This window comes from Streptomyces sp. LS-MS-L19 (assembly GCF_058382285.1).
In genome coordinates, this window is the sequence record NZ_JBYCLL010000001.1 from 3,330,182 (window position 1) to 3,344,096 (window position 13,915).

At 71.9% G+C, this 13,915-nt stretch carries 11 protein-coding genes; 2 read left to right on the forward strand and 9 right to left on the reverse strand.

All coding sequences use genetic code 11. The features are described from left to right. Positions 1-8: 8 nt before the first annotated feature. The 8 genes from AC2XR2_RS14690 to AC2XR2_RS14725 form a co-directional block, all read right to left on the reverse strand. Entirely contained in the window at positions 9-2,006 is a 1,998-nt protein-coding gene (locus AC2XR2_RS14690; protein ID WP_491515254.1) for a glycosyltransferase family 2 protein, read from the reverse strand. Continuing rightward, a complete protein-coding gene (rfbD, locus tag AC2XR2_RS14695) occupies positions 2,003-2,899 on the reverse strand; it encodes a dTDP-4-dehydrorhamnose reductase (protein ID WP_491515255.1) in 897 nt (298 codons plus the stop codon). The genes AC2XR2_RS14690 and rfbD overlap by 4 nt, the downstream gene beginning before the upstream one ends. Further along, complete coding sequence (gene rfbB / locus AC2XR2_RS14700; protein ID WP_306981288.1) at positions 2,896-3,882, reverse strand: dTDP-glucose 4,6-dehydratase; 987 nt, start codon at positions 3,880-3,882, stop codon at positions 2,896-2,898. Before rfbB ends, rfbD begins: the two co-directional genes overlap by 4 nt. Then, positions 3,879-4,946, reverse strand: coding sequence for a glucose-1-phosphate thymidylyltransferase (locus AC2XR2_RS14705; protein WP_330266957.1), 1,068 nt, complete (start codon positions 4,944-4,946; stop codon positions 3,879-3,881). The genes rfbB and AC2XR2_RS14705 overlap by 4 nt, the downstream gene beginning before the upstream one ends. Before the next feature lie 211 nt (positions 4,947-5,157). Next, positions 5,158-9,282 carry an Rne/Rng family ribonuclease gene (locus AC2XR2_RS14710; RefSeq protein ID WP_491515256.1) on the reverse strand — a complete coding sequence of 1,375 codons (4,125 nt, stop codon included), beginning with the start codon at positions 9,280-9,282 and terminating at the stop codon, positions 5,158-5,160. A gap of 262 nt (positions 9,283-9,544) precedes the next feature. Next, positions 9,545-10,309 carry a TIGR03936 family radical SAM-associated protein gene (locus tag AC2XR2_RS14715; RefSeq protein ID WP_381299928.1) on the reverse strand — a complete coding sequence of 255 codons (765 nt, stop codon included), beginning with the start codon at positions 10,307-10,309 and terminating at the stop codon, positions 9,545-9,547. 48 nt (positions 10,310-10,357) lie between these two features. Next, positions 10,358-11,386 (reverse strand): hypothetical protein, encoded by a 1,029-nt coding sequence (locus AC2XR2_RS14720; RefSeq protein ID WP_491515257.1) that lies wholly within the window; start codon positions 11,384-11,386, stop codon positions 10,358-10,360. Positions 11,387-11,401: 15 nt separating this feature from the next. Further along, complete coding sequence (locus AC2XR2_RS14725; protein WP_491515258.1) at positions 11,402-11,929, reverse strand: GNAT family N-acetyltransferase; 528 nt, start codon at positions 11,927-11,929, stop codon at positions 11,402-11,404. 92 nt (positions 11,930-12,021) lie between these two features. On the opposite strand from AC2XR2_RS14725, the gene AC2XR2_RS14730 reads away from it, so the two are divergent. Next, positions 12,022-12,606, forward strand: coding sequence for a TerD family protein (locus tag AC2XR2_RS14730; protein ID WP_280851527.1), 585 nt, complete (start codon positions 12,022-12,024; stop codon positions 12,604-12,606). A gap of 138 nt (positions 12,607-12,744) precedes the next feature. Next, positions 12,745-13,443, forward strand: a complete 699-nt coding sequence (locus tag AC2XR2_RS14735; protein ID WP_491515259.1) for a DUF899 domain-containing protein — start codon at positions 12,745-12,747, stop codon at positions 13,441-13,443. 49 nt (positions 13,444-13,492) lie between these two features. On the opposite strand, the gene AC2XR2_RS14740 is transcribed toward AC2XR2_RS14735, so the two are convergent. Further along, positions 13,493-13,903 carry an arsenate reductase ArsC gene (locus tag AC2XR2_RS14740; protein ID WP_449351322.1) on the reverse strand — a complete coding sequence of 137 codons (411 nt, stop codon included), beginning with the start codon at positions 13,901-13,903 and terminating at the stop codon, positions 13,493-13,495. Between the last annotated feature and the right edge of the window lie 12 nt (positions 13,904-13,915).

Here is a 13,915-nt window from a genome sequence, read left to right on the forward strand (position 1 = left end):
CGCGGGTCTCAGCCCTTCTTCTGGTTGGTCAGGGCGCGCTTGATGCGCCCGGCGGCCCGGCGCCACAGGGGGCGCGGTGCCTTCTTCGTGGGGGCGGCGGCCTTCTTCGCGGCGGGCTTCGCGGACGGGGTGTGCCGGTCGATGACCTTGGCGGCACCGTCGGCGTCCACCACGACGTCGACGGGCAGCCGCGTCCACTTGCGCTCCCCGCGGGCCGCGGACGGCACCCCGACCCGCACCGCCCAGCGCATCCCGGTGAGCTTCTCCAGCGGCAGCTCGGCGGTGGCGATACGGCCGTCCAGGGTGGCGTCGGCCGGGTACTTGCCGACGTTCTTGCGCTCGAAGCGCAGTTGGACGGAGTCCCCGCCGGTCGCGGCGATGTGCAGCGGCAGGGGCAGCCGTACGGCGGAACCCTCGACCGCGCCCTCGGCGGGCGGCATGAAGGCGACCGCCTCGCCCTCCAGCTTGTTGGTGTGCTGGTCCACGTCGAGCGAGAGGTTGCCGGGACCCTCGGTCCAGTACGGCAGCACGAGCCGCTTGGGCTCGCCGGTGAGGGCGGCCAGGCGACCGGCCTCCACGTCCTCGCCGCGCACCGCGCCGAGCCGGGTCTCCTTGCTCCAGCCGCAGGACTTGATCCTGAGGTGCAGGTCCCACAGGCCCTTGTCGAGCGGGGCGCCGGAGGCCGCGGTCTCGGGGTCGAGCTCGGCGCGGGCGGAGATCCGCTGCCGGAAGACACCCTCCCCGGCCTCGATCTCGTGCGGCTCGCTCGTGACGGGCAGGTAGAACTGCCGGGCGTCCTCGCGGTGCCGGACCACCAGGTCGACGTCGCTCTTGGCGAGCGGGGCGTCCAGCTTGATGCCCTGGTCGTCGAGGGCCTTCAGCGCCTCGTCGGACAGCGGCAGCCCGAGCAGCTGCCGCTCGCCGTCCCGACGGAACGTCATCGGCTCGCCGTCGATCTGGAGTTCGGAGTCGAAGCCGACCTTCAGGGTGCCGTCCTGCCACTCCAGCGAGGTGAGCTCGCCGGTCGGCTTGATCCCGGCCTCCCACTCGGCGAGCGTGCGGATGTCCTGGTAGCGGTCGGCGAAGACCAGCCCCGCGACCACCTTCTGGGTGAGGCCGAGACGGGCGACGACACCGGGGCCGAAGCGCTCGGTGACCACCTTGTGGATCTCGGTGTACAGCTCCTCGGCGTAGTCCTCGGGGAGCTTGAGGAGGCGCTGGCCGCGCAGCCGCTCGACCATCTCGTTGCGCAGCCAGCGGCTGAACAGCTTGTCGCGCAGCGCGCCCGGCTCGGTCAGCTCCTCGACGACGTCGAGGGCCTCGCGCAGGTTGCCGAAGTAGCCGACCGGGTCGAAGCGCTGGAAGCCCGCGTTCGAGCCGTCGTCACGGGTGATGTGGTAGTAGCACAGGTAGTCGCCGAGCACGGCGACGCTCTTGGCGCGCAGGTAGGCCTCGACGACGAAGACGTGGTCCTCGAGTCGGCGACGGCCCTCCTTGAAGCGCATGGTGTGCTCGTTGAGGAACTCCCGCCGGAACATCTTGTGCGGGGTGAGGCTGTCGATCAGCGGCGCGTTCTCCACGGTGGCGCGCGGCCGGTTGACCCGGAACAGCTCCTGCGGGACCGGGCGGCCGATGCCGGCCATCTTGCCCACGACCACGTCGGCCTCGTTGGCCTTGCCGTAGTCGTACATCCGCTCGAGGGCCTCGTCGCCCAGCCAGTCGTCGTGGTCGACGAACATGACGTACTCGCCCTGGGCGGCCTCGATGCCGGTGTTGCGGGGCTTGCCCGACCAGCCGGAGGACTCCTGGTGGATGACGTGGAAGTGCGGGTGCTCGGCGGCGAGCTGGTCCAGGCGGGCCGGCGTCTCGTCGGTGGAGCCGTCGTCGACGAAGAAGACCTCGAACTCGTCCGGGGTCAGGCTCTGCCGGAGCAGGCCCGTGATGCAGTCCTCGACGTACTTGCCGGGGTTGTAGACCGCGATGACGACGCTGACCTTGACCGTCACGCCGTGTTCTCCTTCAGATGGACCCGGTGGATCTCCGGGAAGGCCTCGGTGAGGGCCGTACGCCAGTCGCGCAGCGGCTCGATGCCGGCCTCGGCGAACCGGCCGTGACCGAGGACGCTGTAGGCGGGGCGGGGCGCGGGGCGCACGAAGGCCTCGCTGGTGGTGGGGCGGACCCGGTCCGGGTCGGTGCCCAGCAGCCGGAAGATCTCCTGGGTGAAGCCGTGCCAGGTGGTCTCGCCGGAGTTGGTGCCGTGGTAGACGCCGGCCGGGGCGGTGCCGGCGAGGGCGCCCAGGCCCAGCTCGACCAGCAGGCCCGCGAGGTCGGCGCTCCAGGTGGGCTGGCCGCGCTGGTCGTCGACGACGTCGAGGGTGTCCTTGACGCCCTCCAGCTTGATCATCGTCTTGACGAAGTTGGGGCCGCCGGTGCCGTACAGCCAGGCGGTGCGCACGACGTACCCGCGCTCGATCCCGAGGACCGCCTTCTCGCCGGCCAGCTTGGTGCGGCCGTAGGCGCTGCGGGGCGCGGTGGGCGCGTCCTCGGCGTAGGGCGCGGTGGCGTCCCCGGCGAAGACGTAGTCCGTGGAGACGTGCAGCAGGACGGCGCCGGTGCGGGCGCAGGCCGCCGCGAGGTGGGCCGGGCCGTCGCCGTTGATGGCGAGCGCCTCGTCCTCACGGGTCTCGGCGTCGTCCACGGCGGTCCAGGCCGCGCAGTTGACGACGACGGCGGGCCGGTGCTCTTCGAGTGCCGCGCTCACGGCGTCGGCGTCGGTGAGGTCCAGCGCCTTGCGGTCGAGGGCGACGTACCGCTCCCCCGACTGGGCCAGCCGGGCCAGGACGTCCTGGCCCAGCATGCCGCCCGCGCCCGTGACCAGCCAGGTGCGGTTGTCGGTCACAGCGCGGCCCGCTCCTTCAGCGGCTCCCACCAGGCACGGTTGTCGCGGTACCACTGCACGGTCTCGGCGAGGCCCTGCTCGAAGGACTTGCGCGGCTCGTAGCCGAGCTCCTCACGGATCTTCGTGCAGTCCACGGAGTAGCGGCGGTCGTGGCCCTTGCGGTCCTCGACGTACTCGACGCTGGTCTCCCAGTCGGCGCCGCAGGCCTTCAGCAGCAGGCCGGTGAGCTCCTTGTTGGAGAGCTCGGTGCCGCCGCCGATGTTGTAGACCTCGCCCGCGCGGCCCTTGGTGCGCACCAGCTCGATGCCCTGGACGTGGTCGTCGATGTGCAGCCAGTCGCGGACGTTGCCGCCGTCGCCGTACAGCGGGACCTTCTTGCCGTCGAGGAGGTTGGTCACGAAGAGCGGGATGACCTTCTCGGGGAAGTGGTGGTGCCCGTAGTTGTTGGAGCAGCGGGTCACCCGCACGTCGAGGCCGTGGGTGCGGTGGTACGACAGCGCGATCAGGTCGCTGGACGCCTTCGCCGAGGAGTACGGCGAGTTGGGCTCCAGCGGGTGCGTCTCGGGCCAGGAGCCCTCGTCGATCGAGCCGTAGACCTCGTCGGTGGAGATGTGCACGAAGGTCTTGATGCCCGCGCGGTGGGCCGCGTCGATGAGGGTGTGGGTGCCGACCACGTTGGTGCGCACGAACTCGGCGCCGCCGTCGATGGAGCGGTCCACGTGCGACTCGGCGGCGAAGTGCACCACCTGGTCGTGCTCGGCCATCAGCTTGCCGACCAGCTCGGGGTCGCAGATGTCGCCCTGCACGAAGGCGAAGCCCGGGTGCTCGCGCACCTCGTCGAGGTTGGCCGGGTTGCCCGCGTACGTCAGCTTGTCGAGGACGGTGATCGAGACGTCACCGGGGCCCTGGGGGCCGAGCACGGTACGGACGTAGTGCGAGCCGATGAAGCCGGCGCCGCCGGTCACCAGAATCCGGGTTGTCATGAAGAGATCTGCACCTTGCTGTGATCACCGAGCACGAGCCGGTGTGCCTTGGGGTTACGGGGCGCGGGCGTGACCTCTACGTCACGTCCGATGAGGGAGGCCTCCACGCGGCGCACGCCGGTCACGGACGAGCCGCGCAGCACGATGGAGTACTCGATTTCGCTGTCCTCGATCCGGCAGTCCTCGGAGACGGACGTGAACGGACCGATGTAGGCGTCGTTGACCACCGTGCCGGCACCGATGATGGCAGGACCGACGATGCGGCTGCCACTGACGCTGGCGCCCGCCTCGACGCGCACCCGGCCGATGATCTCGCTGGACTCGTCGACCGTGCCCTCGACCACCGGCTCGACGGTCTCCAGGACCGACCGGTTGACCTCCAGCATGTCGGTGACGTTGCCGGTGTCCTTCCAGTAGCCGGAGATGGTCGTGGAACGGACGTCACGCTTCTGGTCGATCAGCCACTGGATCGCATGGGTGATCTCCAGCTCCCCGCGCCAGGACGGCTCGATGGAGCGGACGGCCTCGTGTATGGCCGGCGTGAAGAGGTAGACGCCGACGAGGGCGAGGTCGCTCTTGGGCTGCTTCGGCTTCTCCTCCAGGCCCACCACCCGGCCGCCGGCGTCGAGCTCGGCGACACCGAAGGAGGTGGGGTTGGGGACGCGGGTCAGCAGGATCTGCGCGTCGGGCCGCTCGGCGCGGAACTCGTCCACCAGACCGGTGATACCGCCGACGATGAAGTTGTCGCCGAGGTACATGACGAAGTCCTCGTCGCCGAGGAACTCCTGCGCGATGAGCACGGCGTGGGCGAGGCCCAGCGGCGCTTCCTGCGGGATGTAGGTGACCTTGATCCCGAACTGGGAGCCGTCGCCGACCGCCTCACGGATCTCGTCCGCGGTGTCGCCGACGACGATCCCGACCTCACTGATCCCGGCCTCGGCGATCGCCTCCAGGCCGTAGAACAGCACGGGCTTGTTGGCGACCGGCACCAACTGCTTGGCGGAGGTGTGGGTGATCGGGCGGAGGCGGGTGCCCGCTCCCCCGGAGAGCACGAGAGCCTTCACGAAAATCCCTATTTGTCTAAATTAAGCGTCAATCTCGGCTCACATCATAACCCTGGGGACAGGCCGGGGATTCACCGGCCATTCACATGATCGATCACCGGTTGACAACTTTCCGTCGGACGCAATACCCACAGAATCACGAAATCCGCCCCCGGCGAACCAGGGGCGGATTTCGATCACCGATCGGCCGAATTCATTCGGTGACCGTCCGTCAGGACTCGTCCGCCTGGGTGGAGACGGAGCCCGGCGACTGCTGCTCGGCGGCCACCGTCTTCTTCGACGCCGCCTTCTTCGCGGTCGTCTTCTTGGCCACGGTCTTCTTCGCGGCCGTCTTCTTGGCGACGGTCTTCTTGGTCGCGGCCTTCTTCGCCGTGGCCTTCTTGGCCGTCTTACGGGCGGTCTTCTTGGCCGGAGCGGCCTCCTCCTCGGCGGACTCCGCGGCAGCGGGCTCCTCCGTCACGGCCGGCGTCTCCGCCGAGGGCACGACCACGACGGCCGCCTCCTCGGACGCGGTGGGCGCGGTGGCCTTGCGGACGGCCCGGCGGCGCGGACGGGCCGGGGCGGCGCTCTCGGCAGCGGCCTCGGGCTCGGCCGCGGCGGCCGCCGGGGGCTCCTCGGCGGGTGCCTCGGCCACCGGCGCGGTCTCGGCGACCGTCACCACGGCGGCCTCCGCCCCCGCGGGCGACCCGGCGGGCGCGGACACCTTGCGGGTGGCGCGCCGACGGGTACGGCCCTTGGGCGCGGCCTCCTCGGTGACCGGCGCCTCGGCGGCGACCACCGGGTCCTCCGCGGCGACCGGCTCGGCCTGTGCCTCGGCGGCCGTCTCCGGCCGCACGGGACGCTCGGCCTCGACCTCGGCGGGCACCGCCTGGGCGGTCGGCACCTCGACGCTCTCGGAGACCGGGCCCTCCTCGACGGCCGGCTCCTCGAAGCCACCCGACCTGCGCGACCCGGCACCTCGCGGCGCACCGGCCGGAGCCGACGCCCGGCGGCTCGCCCGGCGACGGCCACGCCCGCGCGTGGCGGCCGCCTCCGCCTCGGCGATGCTGCTGTAGAGCTCCTCGTCGGGCTCGAACTCGGCCGGGGCCAGCGAGATCGGCTCGGCCACCTCGGCGGCGAGCTCGGCCTCGGTCTCGACCTCCTCGGGCGCCTCGGGAGCCTCTACGGCGGCCACGGCCTCGTGGGTGTGCTCGTGCCCGTCGCCGCCGCGCCCGCGCTTCTTGCGCTTGCCGCCGCCACCGGCGGAGCTCGGCTGCTCCATGTGCACGATGACACCGCGGCCGTTGCAGTGGACGCAGGTCTCGGAGAAGGACTCAAGGAGACCCTGGCCGACCCGCTTGCGGGTCATCTGGACCAGGCCCAGCGAGGTGACCTCGGCGACCTGGTGCTTGGTCCGGTCCCGGCCCAGGCACTCCAGGAGGCGCCGGAGCACCAGGTCCCGGTTGGACTCCAGGACCATGTCGATGAAGTCGATCACGATGATGCCGCCGAGGTCGCGCAGCCGCAGCTGGCGCACGATCTCCTCGGCCGCCTCCAGGTTGTTCCTGGTGACCGTCTCCTCCAGGTTGCCGCCCTGGCCGGTGAACTTGCCGGTGTTGACGTCGACGACGACCATCGCCTCGGTCCGGTCGATCACCAGCGAGCCGCCGCTGGGCAGCCAGACCTTGCGGTCCAGCGCCTTGGCGAGCTGCTCGTCGATCCGGTACGTGGCGAAGACGTCGACCTCGGAGGTCCACTTCTGGAGCCGCTCGGCGAGGTCGGGGGCGACGTGGGAGACGTATCCGTGGACGGTCTCCCAGGCCTCCTGACCGCTGACGACGACCTTGGAGAAGTCCTCGTTGAAGATGTCGCGGACGACCCGGACGGTCATGTCCGGCTCGCCGTAGAGCAGCGTCGGGGCGTTGCCGCTCTTGGCCTTCTTCTGGATGTCCTCCCACTGCGCCTGGAGCCGCTCGACATCGCGGCGCAGCTCGTCCTCGGAGGCGCCTTCCGCGGCCGTGCGGACGATGACGCCCGCGTCCTCGGGGACGATCTTCTTGAGGATGGTCTTCAGCCGCGCCCGCTCGGTGTCGGGCAGCTTGCGGCTGATGCCGGTCATGGAGCCCTCGGGGACGTACACGAGGTAGCGGCCCGGCAGGGAGACCTGGCTGGTCAGACGCGCGCCCTTGTGCCCGATCGGGTCCTTGGTGACCTGGACGAGCACGGACTGGCCGGACTTCAGCGCGGACTCGATGCGGCGCGGCCCGTTGGCCATGCCGAGCGCCTCGAAGTTGACCTCGCCGGCGTAGAGCACCGCGTTGCGGCCCTTGCCGATGTCGATGAAGGCGGCCTCCATCGACGGCAGCACGTTCTGGACCTTGCCCAGGTAGACGTTGCCGACGTACGAGGTGGCCTGCTCCTTGTTGACGTAGTGCTCGACCAGCACGCCGTCCTCGAGCACGCCGATCTGGGTGCGCTCGCCGTGCTGCCGCACGACCATCACGCGCTCGACGGCCTCGCGACGGGCGAGGAACTCGGCCTCGGTGATGATCGGCACCCGTCGGCGGCCCTGCTCGCGGCCTTCCCGGCGGCGCTGCTTCTTGGCCTCCAGACGGGTCGAGCCCTTGATGGACTGCACCTCGTCGGACGGCTCGGCCTTCGGGCGCGGCTCGCGCACCTTGACGACGGTCCGCTCGGGGTCGCCGTCACCGGGCTCGGTGTCGGCGGCGGAGTCCCCGGCCCGACGCCTGCGGCGACGGCGGCGACGGCTGCTGGAGCTGGAGCCACCGGACTCGTCGGAACGGGCGTCCTCGTCGTCCTCGTCGTCCTGCTCGGCCCCGTCCTCGTCCTGGGCGGACTGGTCGGCGGCCTCGTCGGAGTCGTCCGGCTCCTCGTCACCGGACGCCTCGGCGGACTCGCCCCGGCGACGGCGACGGCCACCGCGCCGACGGCGACGCCGCGACCCGGTCTCCTCGGCCTCGTCCTCGTCGACGGAGTCCTCGGCGCCGTCGTCCGGCTCCTCGTCCTCTACGACGGTCTCGGGGGCGGTCTCCCGCGCCTCGGGCTCGTCGGCGGCACCCCGGCGCCGGCGGCGGCGCCGCGACCCGGTCTGCTCCTCGGCGATCTCCTCGGCCGGCTCGGCGGTCACGACGGCCTCGGCTGGCTCGCTCTGCCCGGCCTCCGCCTCCGCGGCGGCCTCGGCTGCGGCCCGCTGCGGGGTCTGGAACTGCGGCTCGGTGAAGACGGGCGCCTGGAACACGGCGACCGCGGGCCGCGCGGGACGGCGCGAGCCGTTCTCCTCGTCCTCGGCACCGGCGGACCGGCGGGCGGGCTCGGAGAACCCGACGGCGGCCTGCCGCACGGCACGACGGCGGCCACGGCGGGGGGAGGCGTCCTCGACAGGGGCCTCGGCGGCGGGCTCCGCGACGGGGGCGGGCTCCGCGGCGGGGGCCTCTGCCTTCGCCTCTGCCTTCGCAGCGGGGGCCTCGGCGGCGGGTGCCTCCGCGGCGGCGCTCTCGGCGGGCGCGGCGGTGTCGGCGGCCGGCGTGGACACGCGGCGGGTGGCACGGCGACGGCGACGCGGGGCGGCGTCCTCGGAGCCGGCCTCGGAGTCGGCCTCGGCGGCGGTCCGGACACCTTCGGCGGGCGCGGCGGGCGCCTCGGCGGTCACCGGCTCAGCGGTCTCGGCGACCTCAGGGGCATCGGCAGGCGCCGCGGCACGCCGAGTGGCCCGGCGCCGGGTACGGGCGGCAGGCGCGGCGGTCTCCACGGCGGGCGTCTCATCGGCGGACTCGGCCGCGGCGGGCGCCTCGGCGGCCACCGGCACCACGGTCTCGGCGGCCTCGGTGTCAGCGGTCGCGGCGGGCGCCGACACACGACGGGTCGCACGCCGACGCGTACGCGGCGGAGCGGCGTCCTCGGTGCTGGTCTCGACGGCGGGCACGCTCTCGGCGGCCACGGCTTCGGCGGGCGCCTCGGCGGTCACCGGCACCACGGTCTCGGCGGCCTCCGCCGCCGCGGGCGCCCCGGCGGGCGCGGAGGCCCGACGCGTGGCACGCCGACGCGGACGCGCGGCGGGCGCAGCAGCCTCGGCAGGCGCCTCGGCCCCGGTGCTGTCGCCGTTCTCCGCGCTTTCGACGTTCTCGACGTTCTCGTCGAGCTTCTCCTCCTCGTCCGTGACGAGGTCCTCGGCCTCCGCGGCCGGTATGGCCGGAGCGACGACCTCCTCGCCCGACGAGGCGGCATCGGTCGGCGGACCCGCCGGCCGGGACGCGGCACGGCGCCGACGACGCGGCGGCAGGGTGTCGCTGGGGGTGTTCTGTTCGGAACCCTCGAGGGGTTCGGTCGGCTCGAGCATGCGGGCTTGTCTCCCGTCAGGCTCCCGGGCGCCGCGCCTGGTCCGGCGGGATGCCGGTGACGTCCGCGGCTCGCGCGATGCGCGGTGCCGCCGTCCGGGGCGCGGGCGCCGCTCGGGAGCTCTCTGTGTCCTGTCTCGCCGGTTCCGTACGCCCTGTTGGGTACGGCCTGGCGAAAGTCTTCTGTGTGGGTGCGCTGCCCGACCCAGGTGGCTCCCGAGTACGAGGGCGGCGCTACGACGTCGGTCCTTCGCGGGACCTTCCTTACGCCGACGCCTTCGCGGCGGCGGTCGGTTCGGCCGTTGAGTGGGCCTCGACAGCCTCGCGGTCGGGCGCGAGCGGGTCGGTCACCGTGCCGGTCTCTTCATCGAGCAGCCCCTGCGCCAGCCTGGTCACCGCTGCGGGGACCGGCGGCGCCAGGTCGGCCACGGCGCGGAGACCGGACAGGACGTCGTCGGGTCGTACGGCAGGCGTCACGTGCCGAACAACCAGCCGCAGTATCGCACAGGGCTGGTCCGTCGGCCTATCAGCAGGGTCACTGTGCGTTTCAAGTCGTACGACCGCGGGGCGGGCGTCGAAGGTCCGGAGGCCGTTCTTGGTGGTGCGCTGGACCTCGACCGCCTCGGCGGCGTTGAACGCGGCGACCGCGCGCTCGGCCTCGGCGGGCTCCACTCCGTCCAGCCTGAGCTCCCAGACGGAAGCGGTGAGCCGGTCGGCGAGTCCCGAGGTCCTGGCCTCGACCGCGTCGACGACGTCGAGCCCGGTGGGCAGCGACTCGTCGAGGAGGAGCCGGAGCTTCTCCGGGTCACGGGCCTGGGTGAGCGCGATCTCCAGGTACTCCGCCTCACTGCCCGTGCCGGTGGGTGCGGCATTGGCGTACGACACCTTCGGATGCGGCGTGAACCCCGCCGAGTACGCCATGGGCACCTCGGCGCGGCGCAACGCACGCTCGAAGGCGCGCTGGAAGTCACGGTGGCTGGTGAACCGGAGGCGGCCGCGCTTGGTGTAGCGCAGTCGGATGCGCTGCACCGCCGGTGCGGGCGGCGGGCCTTCGGGCTGTCGCTTGCCCAGTGTCGCTCAGTCCTTCGTGAGTGCGGTCGTACTGCTACCAAGAGTACGTGTGTCGGCGCCCGTCGGTTCCCGCCGGGCCACCGCTTCCCTCTCACGGGGTTCGCCGAAGAGCATGCGCCGGAAGTCGGCGCGGGCCTCCCGCACGCTCTCGCGGGCGGAGGCGATCGCTGCCCGGGTGATCCGCCCCACACTGCGGGCGGCCTCGGCGACCGGGCGCAGCACCACGTCCCGGATGACGTGCCCGACCGGGGTCAGCACGGTGCGGTACACCCAGCGCACCGGCTCGACGAAGATCCACCGGAAGAGGGTCCCGAGGAACCGTCCGACGGCGAGCGAGATGTGCCCGGCGATCCGCCAGGCGTGCCCGAGCGCGTCCCACACCTCCCGCCCGACGACGGCGAGAACTCTCCCTACCGGCGCGAGGATCCAGCGCCACAGGGCGACGGCGGGGAGCACGAGCAGGATGCGGGCGATCCAGTACAGAGCGACGCCGACGCCGTTGAGGATCGTGCCCGCCAGCCACACGATCCCGCCGACGCACCAGGCGAGGGCGCGCCCGATGGGGGTGAAGATCCAGGCGAGCACGGCCCCGACGCCCTTGAGGAGCCACACGATCCCGTGCCCGATCGGGGTGAGCACGCGCGCGTACACCCACTCCAGCCCGGCGACGATCCCGCGCGCGACCCAGGCGATGCCGTGTCCGACCGGCGTCAGGACGTACCGGTACAGCCACACCAGCGGGATGACGAGGAGCACCTTGCCGAGCCACCCGACCGCCTTGGCGAAGGGCACGACGACGTACCGCCACAGGGCCGTCAGCGGCCAGACGACCAGGGCCCGCCACAGCGGCCGCAGCACGCTGTCCCGCAGGAACCGCCCGACCACGACGAGCGCGTCCCACACCATCCGCACGGGCACGACCAGCACGAGCACGACGATCCGCACCGGGATGCGGATCGCGACGGTCAGACATCCCTCGGGCGCGGGCCGCTGCGGCGCGGGGTGCTGCGGCGCAGGCCGCTTCTCCAGGTCCATAACGACGTAGACGCCTCAGTTCCCCGTCCGGATCCAGTACCGCAGCTTTACACCGCGCCGGTCCTCGAATTCTCCGCCATTGGCCTCGATCACCTTACGAGACGCGGTGTTGGTGGTGTCACAGGTGAGCAGAGCCCGCTCGATGCCGAGTCGACGGCAGTACGGCAGCGCGTCCCGGAGCATGGCCGTGGCGTGCCCCCGTCGCCAGGCGCCGGGGCGGATCGCGTAGCCGATGTGGCCGCCGTAGTCCAGCAGGAAGGGGGTGAGCCGGTGCCGGATGGAGAGCTTGCCGAGGAAGGTGTCGCCCTCGACGTACCAGAAGTTGGTCATCGGCACCCAGTCCGGCCTGCGCGGCCGTTCCGTCTCCGCGCGGAGCATGTCCACGTACGCGGCGAAGCCCCCCGGCTCGCGCCAGGACTTCTCGTACGGCCCGGTCTCCTCGCCCACCAGCACAAGGGGGTTGAGGCCCGCCTCGGTGAACTCCCGTACGGCGTCGAGGTAGGAGGCCTGGAAGCGGGCGTCGGGCAGGGTCAGTTCGGGCATCTCCCCATGATGGCGAGGCCTGGCGTCACCGGTCGACCGGGTTTCGCGGGCCCGTCCTGGGAGTGCGGCGGCGGTCCGTGCAGTATGTCCCCATGATTACGCTCACGAAGGAAGACGGCCCCGCCGACCTGGACGGCGTGACCCATCTGTCCATAGGGGTCTCCTGGGACCCCACGGCCGGCGCCAGCGGCGGAGTGATCGGCAAGCTGCGCCGCAAGACCGGCACGGACCTCGACCTGATCGCCATCGCCATGCACGACGGCGACCCGGTGCGCCTCGCGGGCCTCGACTCCCTCGACCCCATCGGCAACGGCTCCCTGCTGCACAGCGGCGACAACCAGACCGGCCACGGGGACGGCGACGACGAGACGGTCACCGTCGAGTTCGCGAAGATCCCGCCGCACATCACGTCGATCGTCTTCGTCGCCGCGGCCTACAAGAAGGGCAGCTCCTTCCAGAAGGCCCGCAACATCAGCTTCAAGGTCTACGACGCCACCGGCGGCAGCTCCCAGCAGGTCGCCGACATCTGGCCCAGCATGCTCACCACGGACAACGGCTGCGCCGTGGCCAAGGCGGTCCGGGTCGGCACCACCTGGAAGCTCGAGGTCATCAACGTCACGGGCAAGATCAAGCAGGGCGACGAACTGGCCCTGATGCGCTTCGCGGCGAGCAAGTAACAGGTCATGAGCGGGAGGGCCACGGCACGGCGGCCGTGGCCCCTCGCCACCTCTCCTCCTGCCGGCCGATGAGTTCCGGAGCCGGGCGGGGTCTACCCCCGCACCAGCACAACCGTGCCGAGCTCTGTGAGGGGACTCATGACCGCACACGCGCTACCTCCCGTCGTCGACACCGCGACGTGGGAACACCGACTCGAGGCACTGCGGGCCCGGGAGAAGGCCGCGACGCGCGAGCTGGACGCCATCGCCGCCGAGCGCCGCCGCCTGCCGATGGTGCGGATGCCGGACTACACACTGGAGGGCGAGGACGGCCCCGTACGGCTGGCGGACGTCTTCGAGGGCAAGCGGCAACTGATCGTCTACAACCACATGTGGTCCCCGGGTCAGGAGTGGCAGTGCCCCGGCTGCACGGGGTTCACCTCGCAGTTCACCCGCCTGGAGTTCCTGGACAACTACGACGCGCGGTTCGTCGTGGTCACCCAGGGACCGATCAGGGAGGCCCTCGCCTACCGGCACCGGGTCGGCAACCGCATGCCCTGGTACTCGACCGCCGACAGCTCCTTCGGAGCCGACGTCGGCGCCCCACCGGACGGCGGCTTCGCGGTCAACGTCTTCCTCCGCGACGGCGACACCGTCTACCGCACCTGGCACACCAACGGCCGCGGCACCGAGCAACTGAGCCACACCTTCGCCCTGATCGACCTCCTCCCCTACGGCCGCCAGGAGAACTGGCAGGACTCCCCCGAAGGCTGGCCCCAGTCCCCCACGTACAGCCGCTGGTCGGCCTCCAAGGACATCGCCGCCCTCTACGGGCCGGCCTCCGAGAGCACCCTCTGAGCCCCTCTCACGGCAGGAAGGGGCTCCCAGCGGAGCGCCGGTCAGTTCGTCAGTTCGTCAGTTCGTTCAGCAACTCGCGGACGCGCCGCTCGATCCCGTCCCGGATCGGGCGGACCGCGTCCACGCCCTGTCCGGCCGGGTCGTCCAGCTGCCAGTCGAGGTAGCGCTTGCCCGGGAAGACCGGGCAGGTGTCGCCGCAGCCCATCGTGATCACGACGTCCGACGCCTGGACGGCATCCACCGTGAGCACTTTCGGCGTCTCGGCGGAGATGTCGATGCCGACCTCCTTCATCGCCTCCACCACGGCCGGGTTGACGGAGTCGGCAGGTGCCGAGCCGGCGGAGCGGACCTCGACGCGGTCCCCCGCGAGGTGGGCGAGGAAGGCCGCGGCCATCTGGGAACGCCCCGCGTTGTGGACGCAGACGAACAGGACCGAGGGGCGGTCGCTGGGAGCAGTCATGGTGAGTCTTCC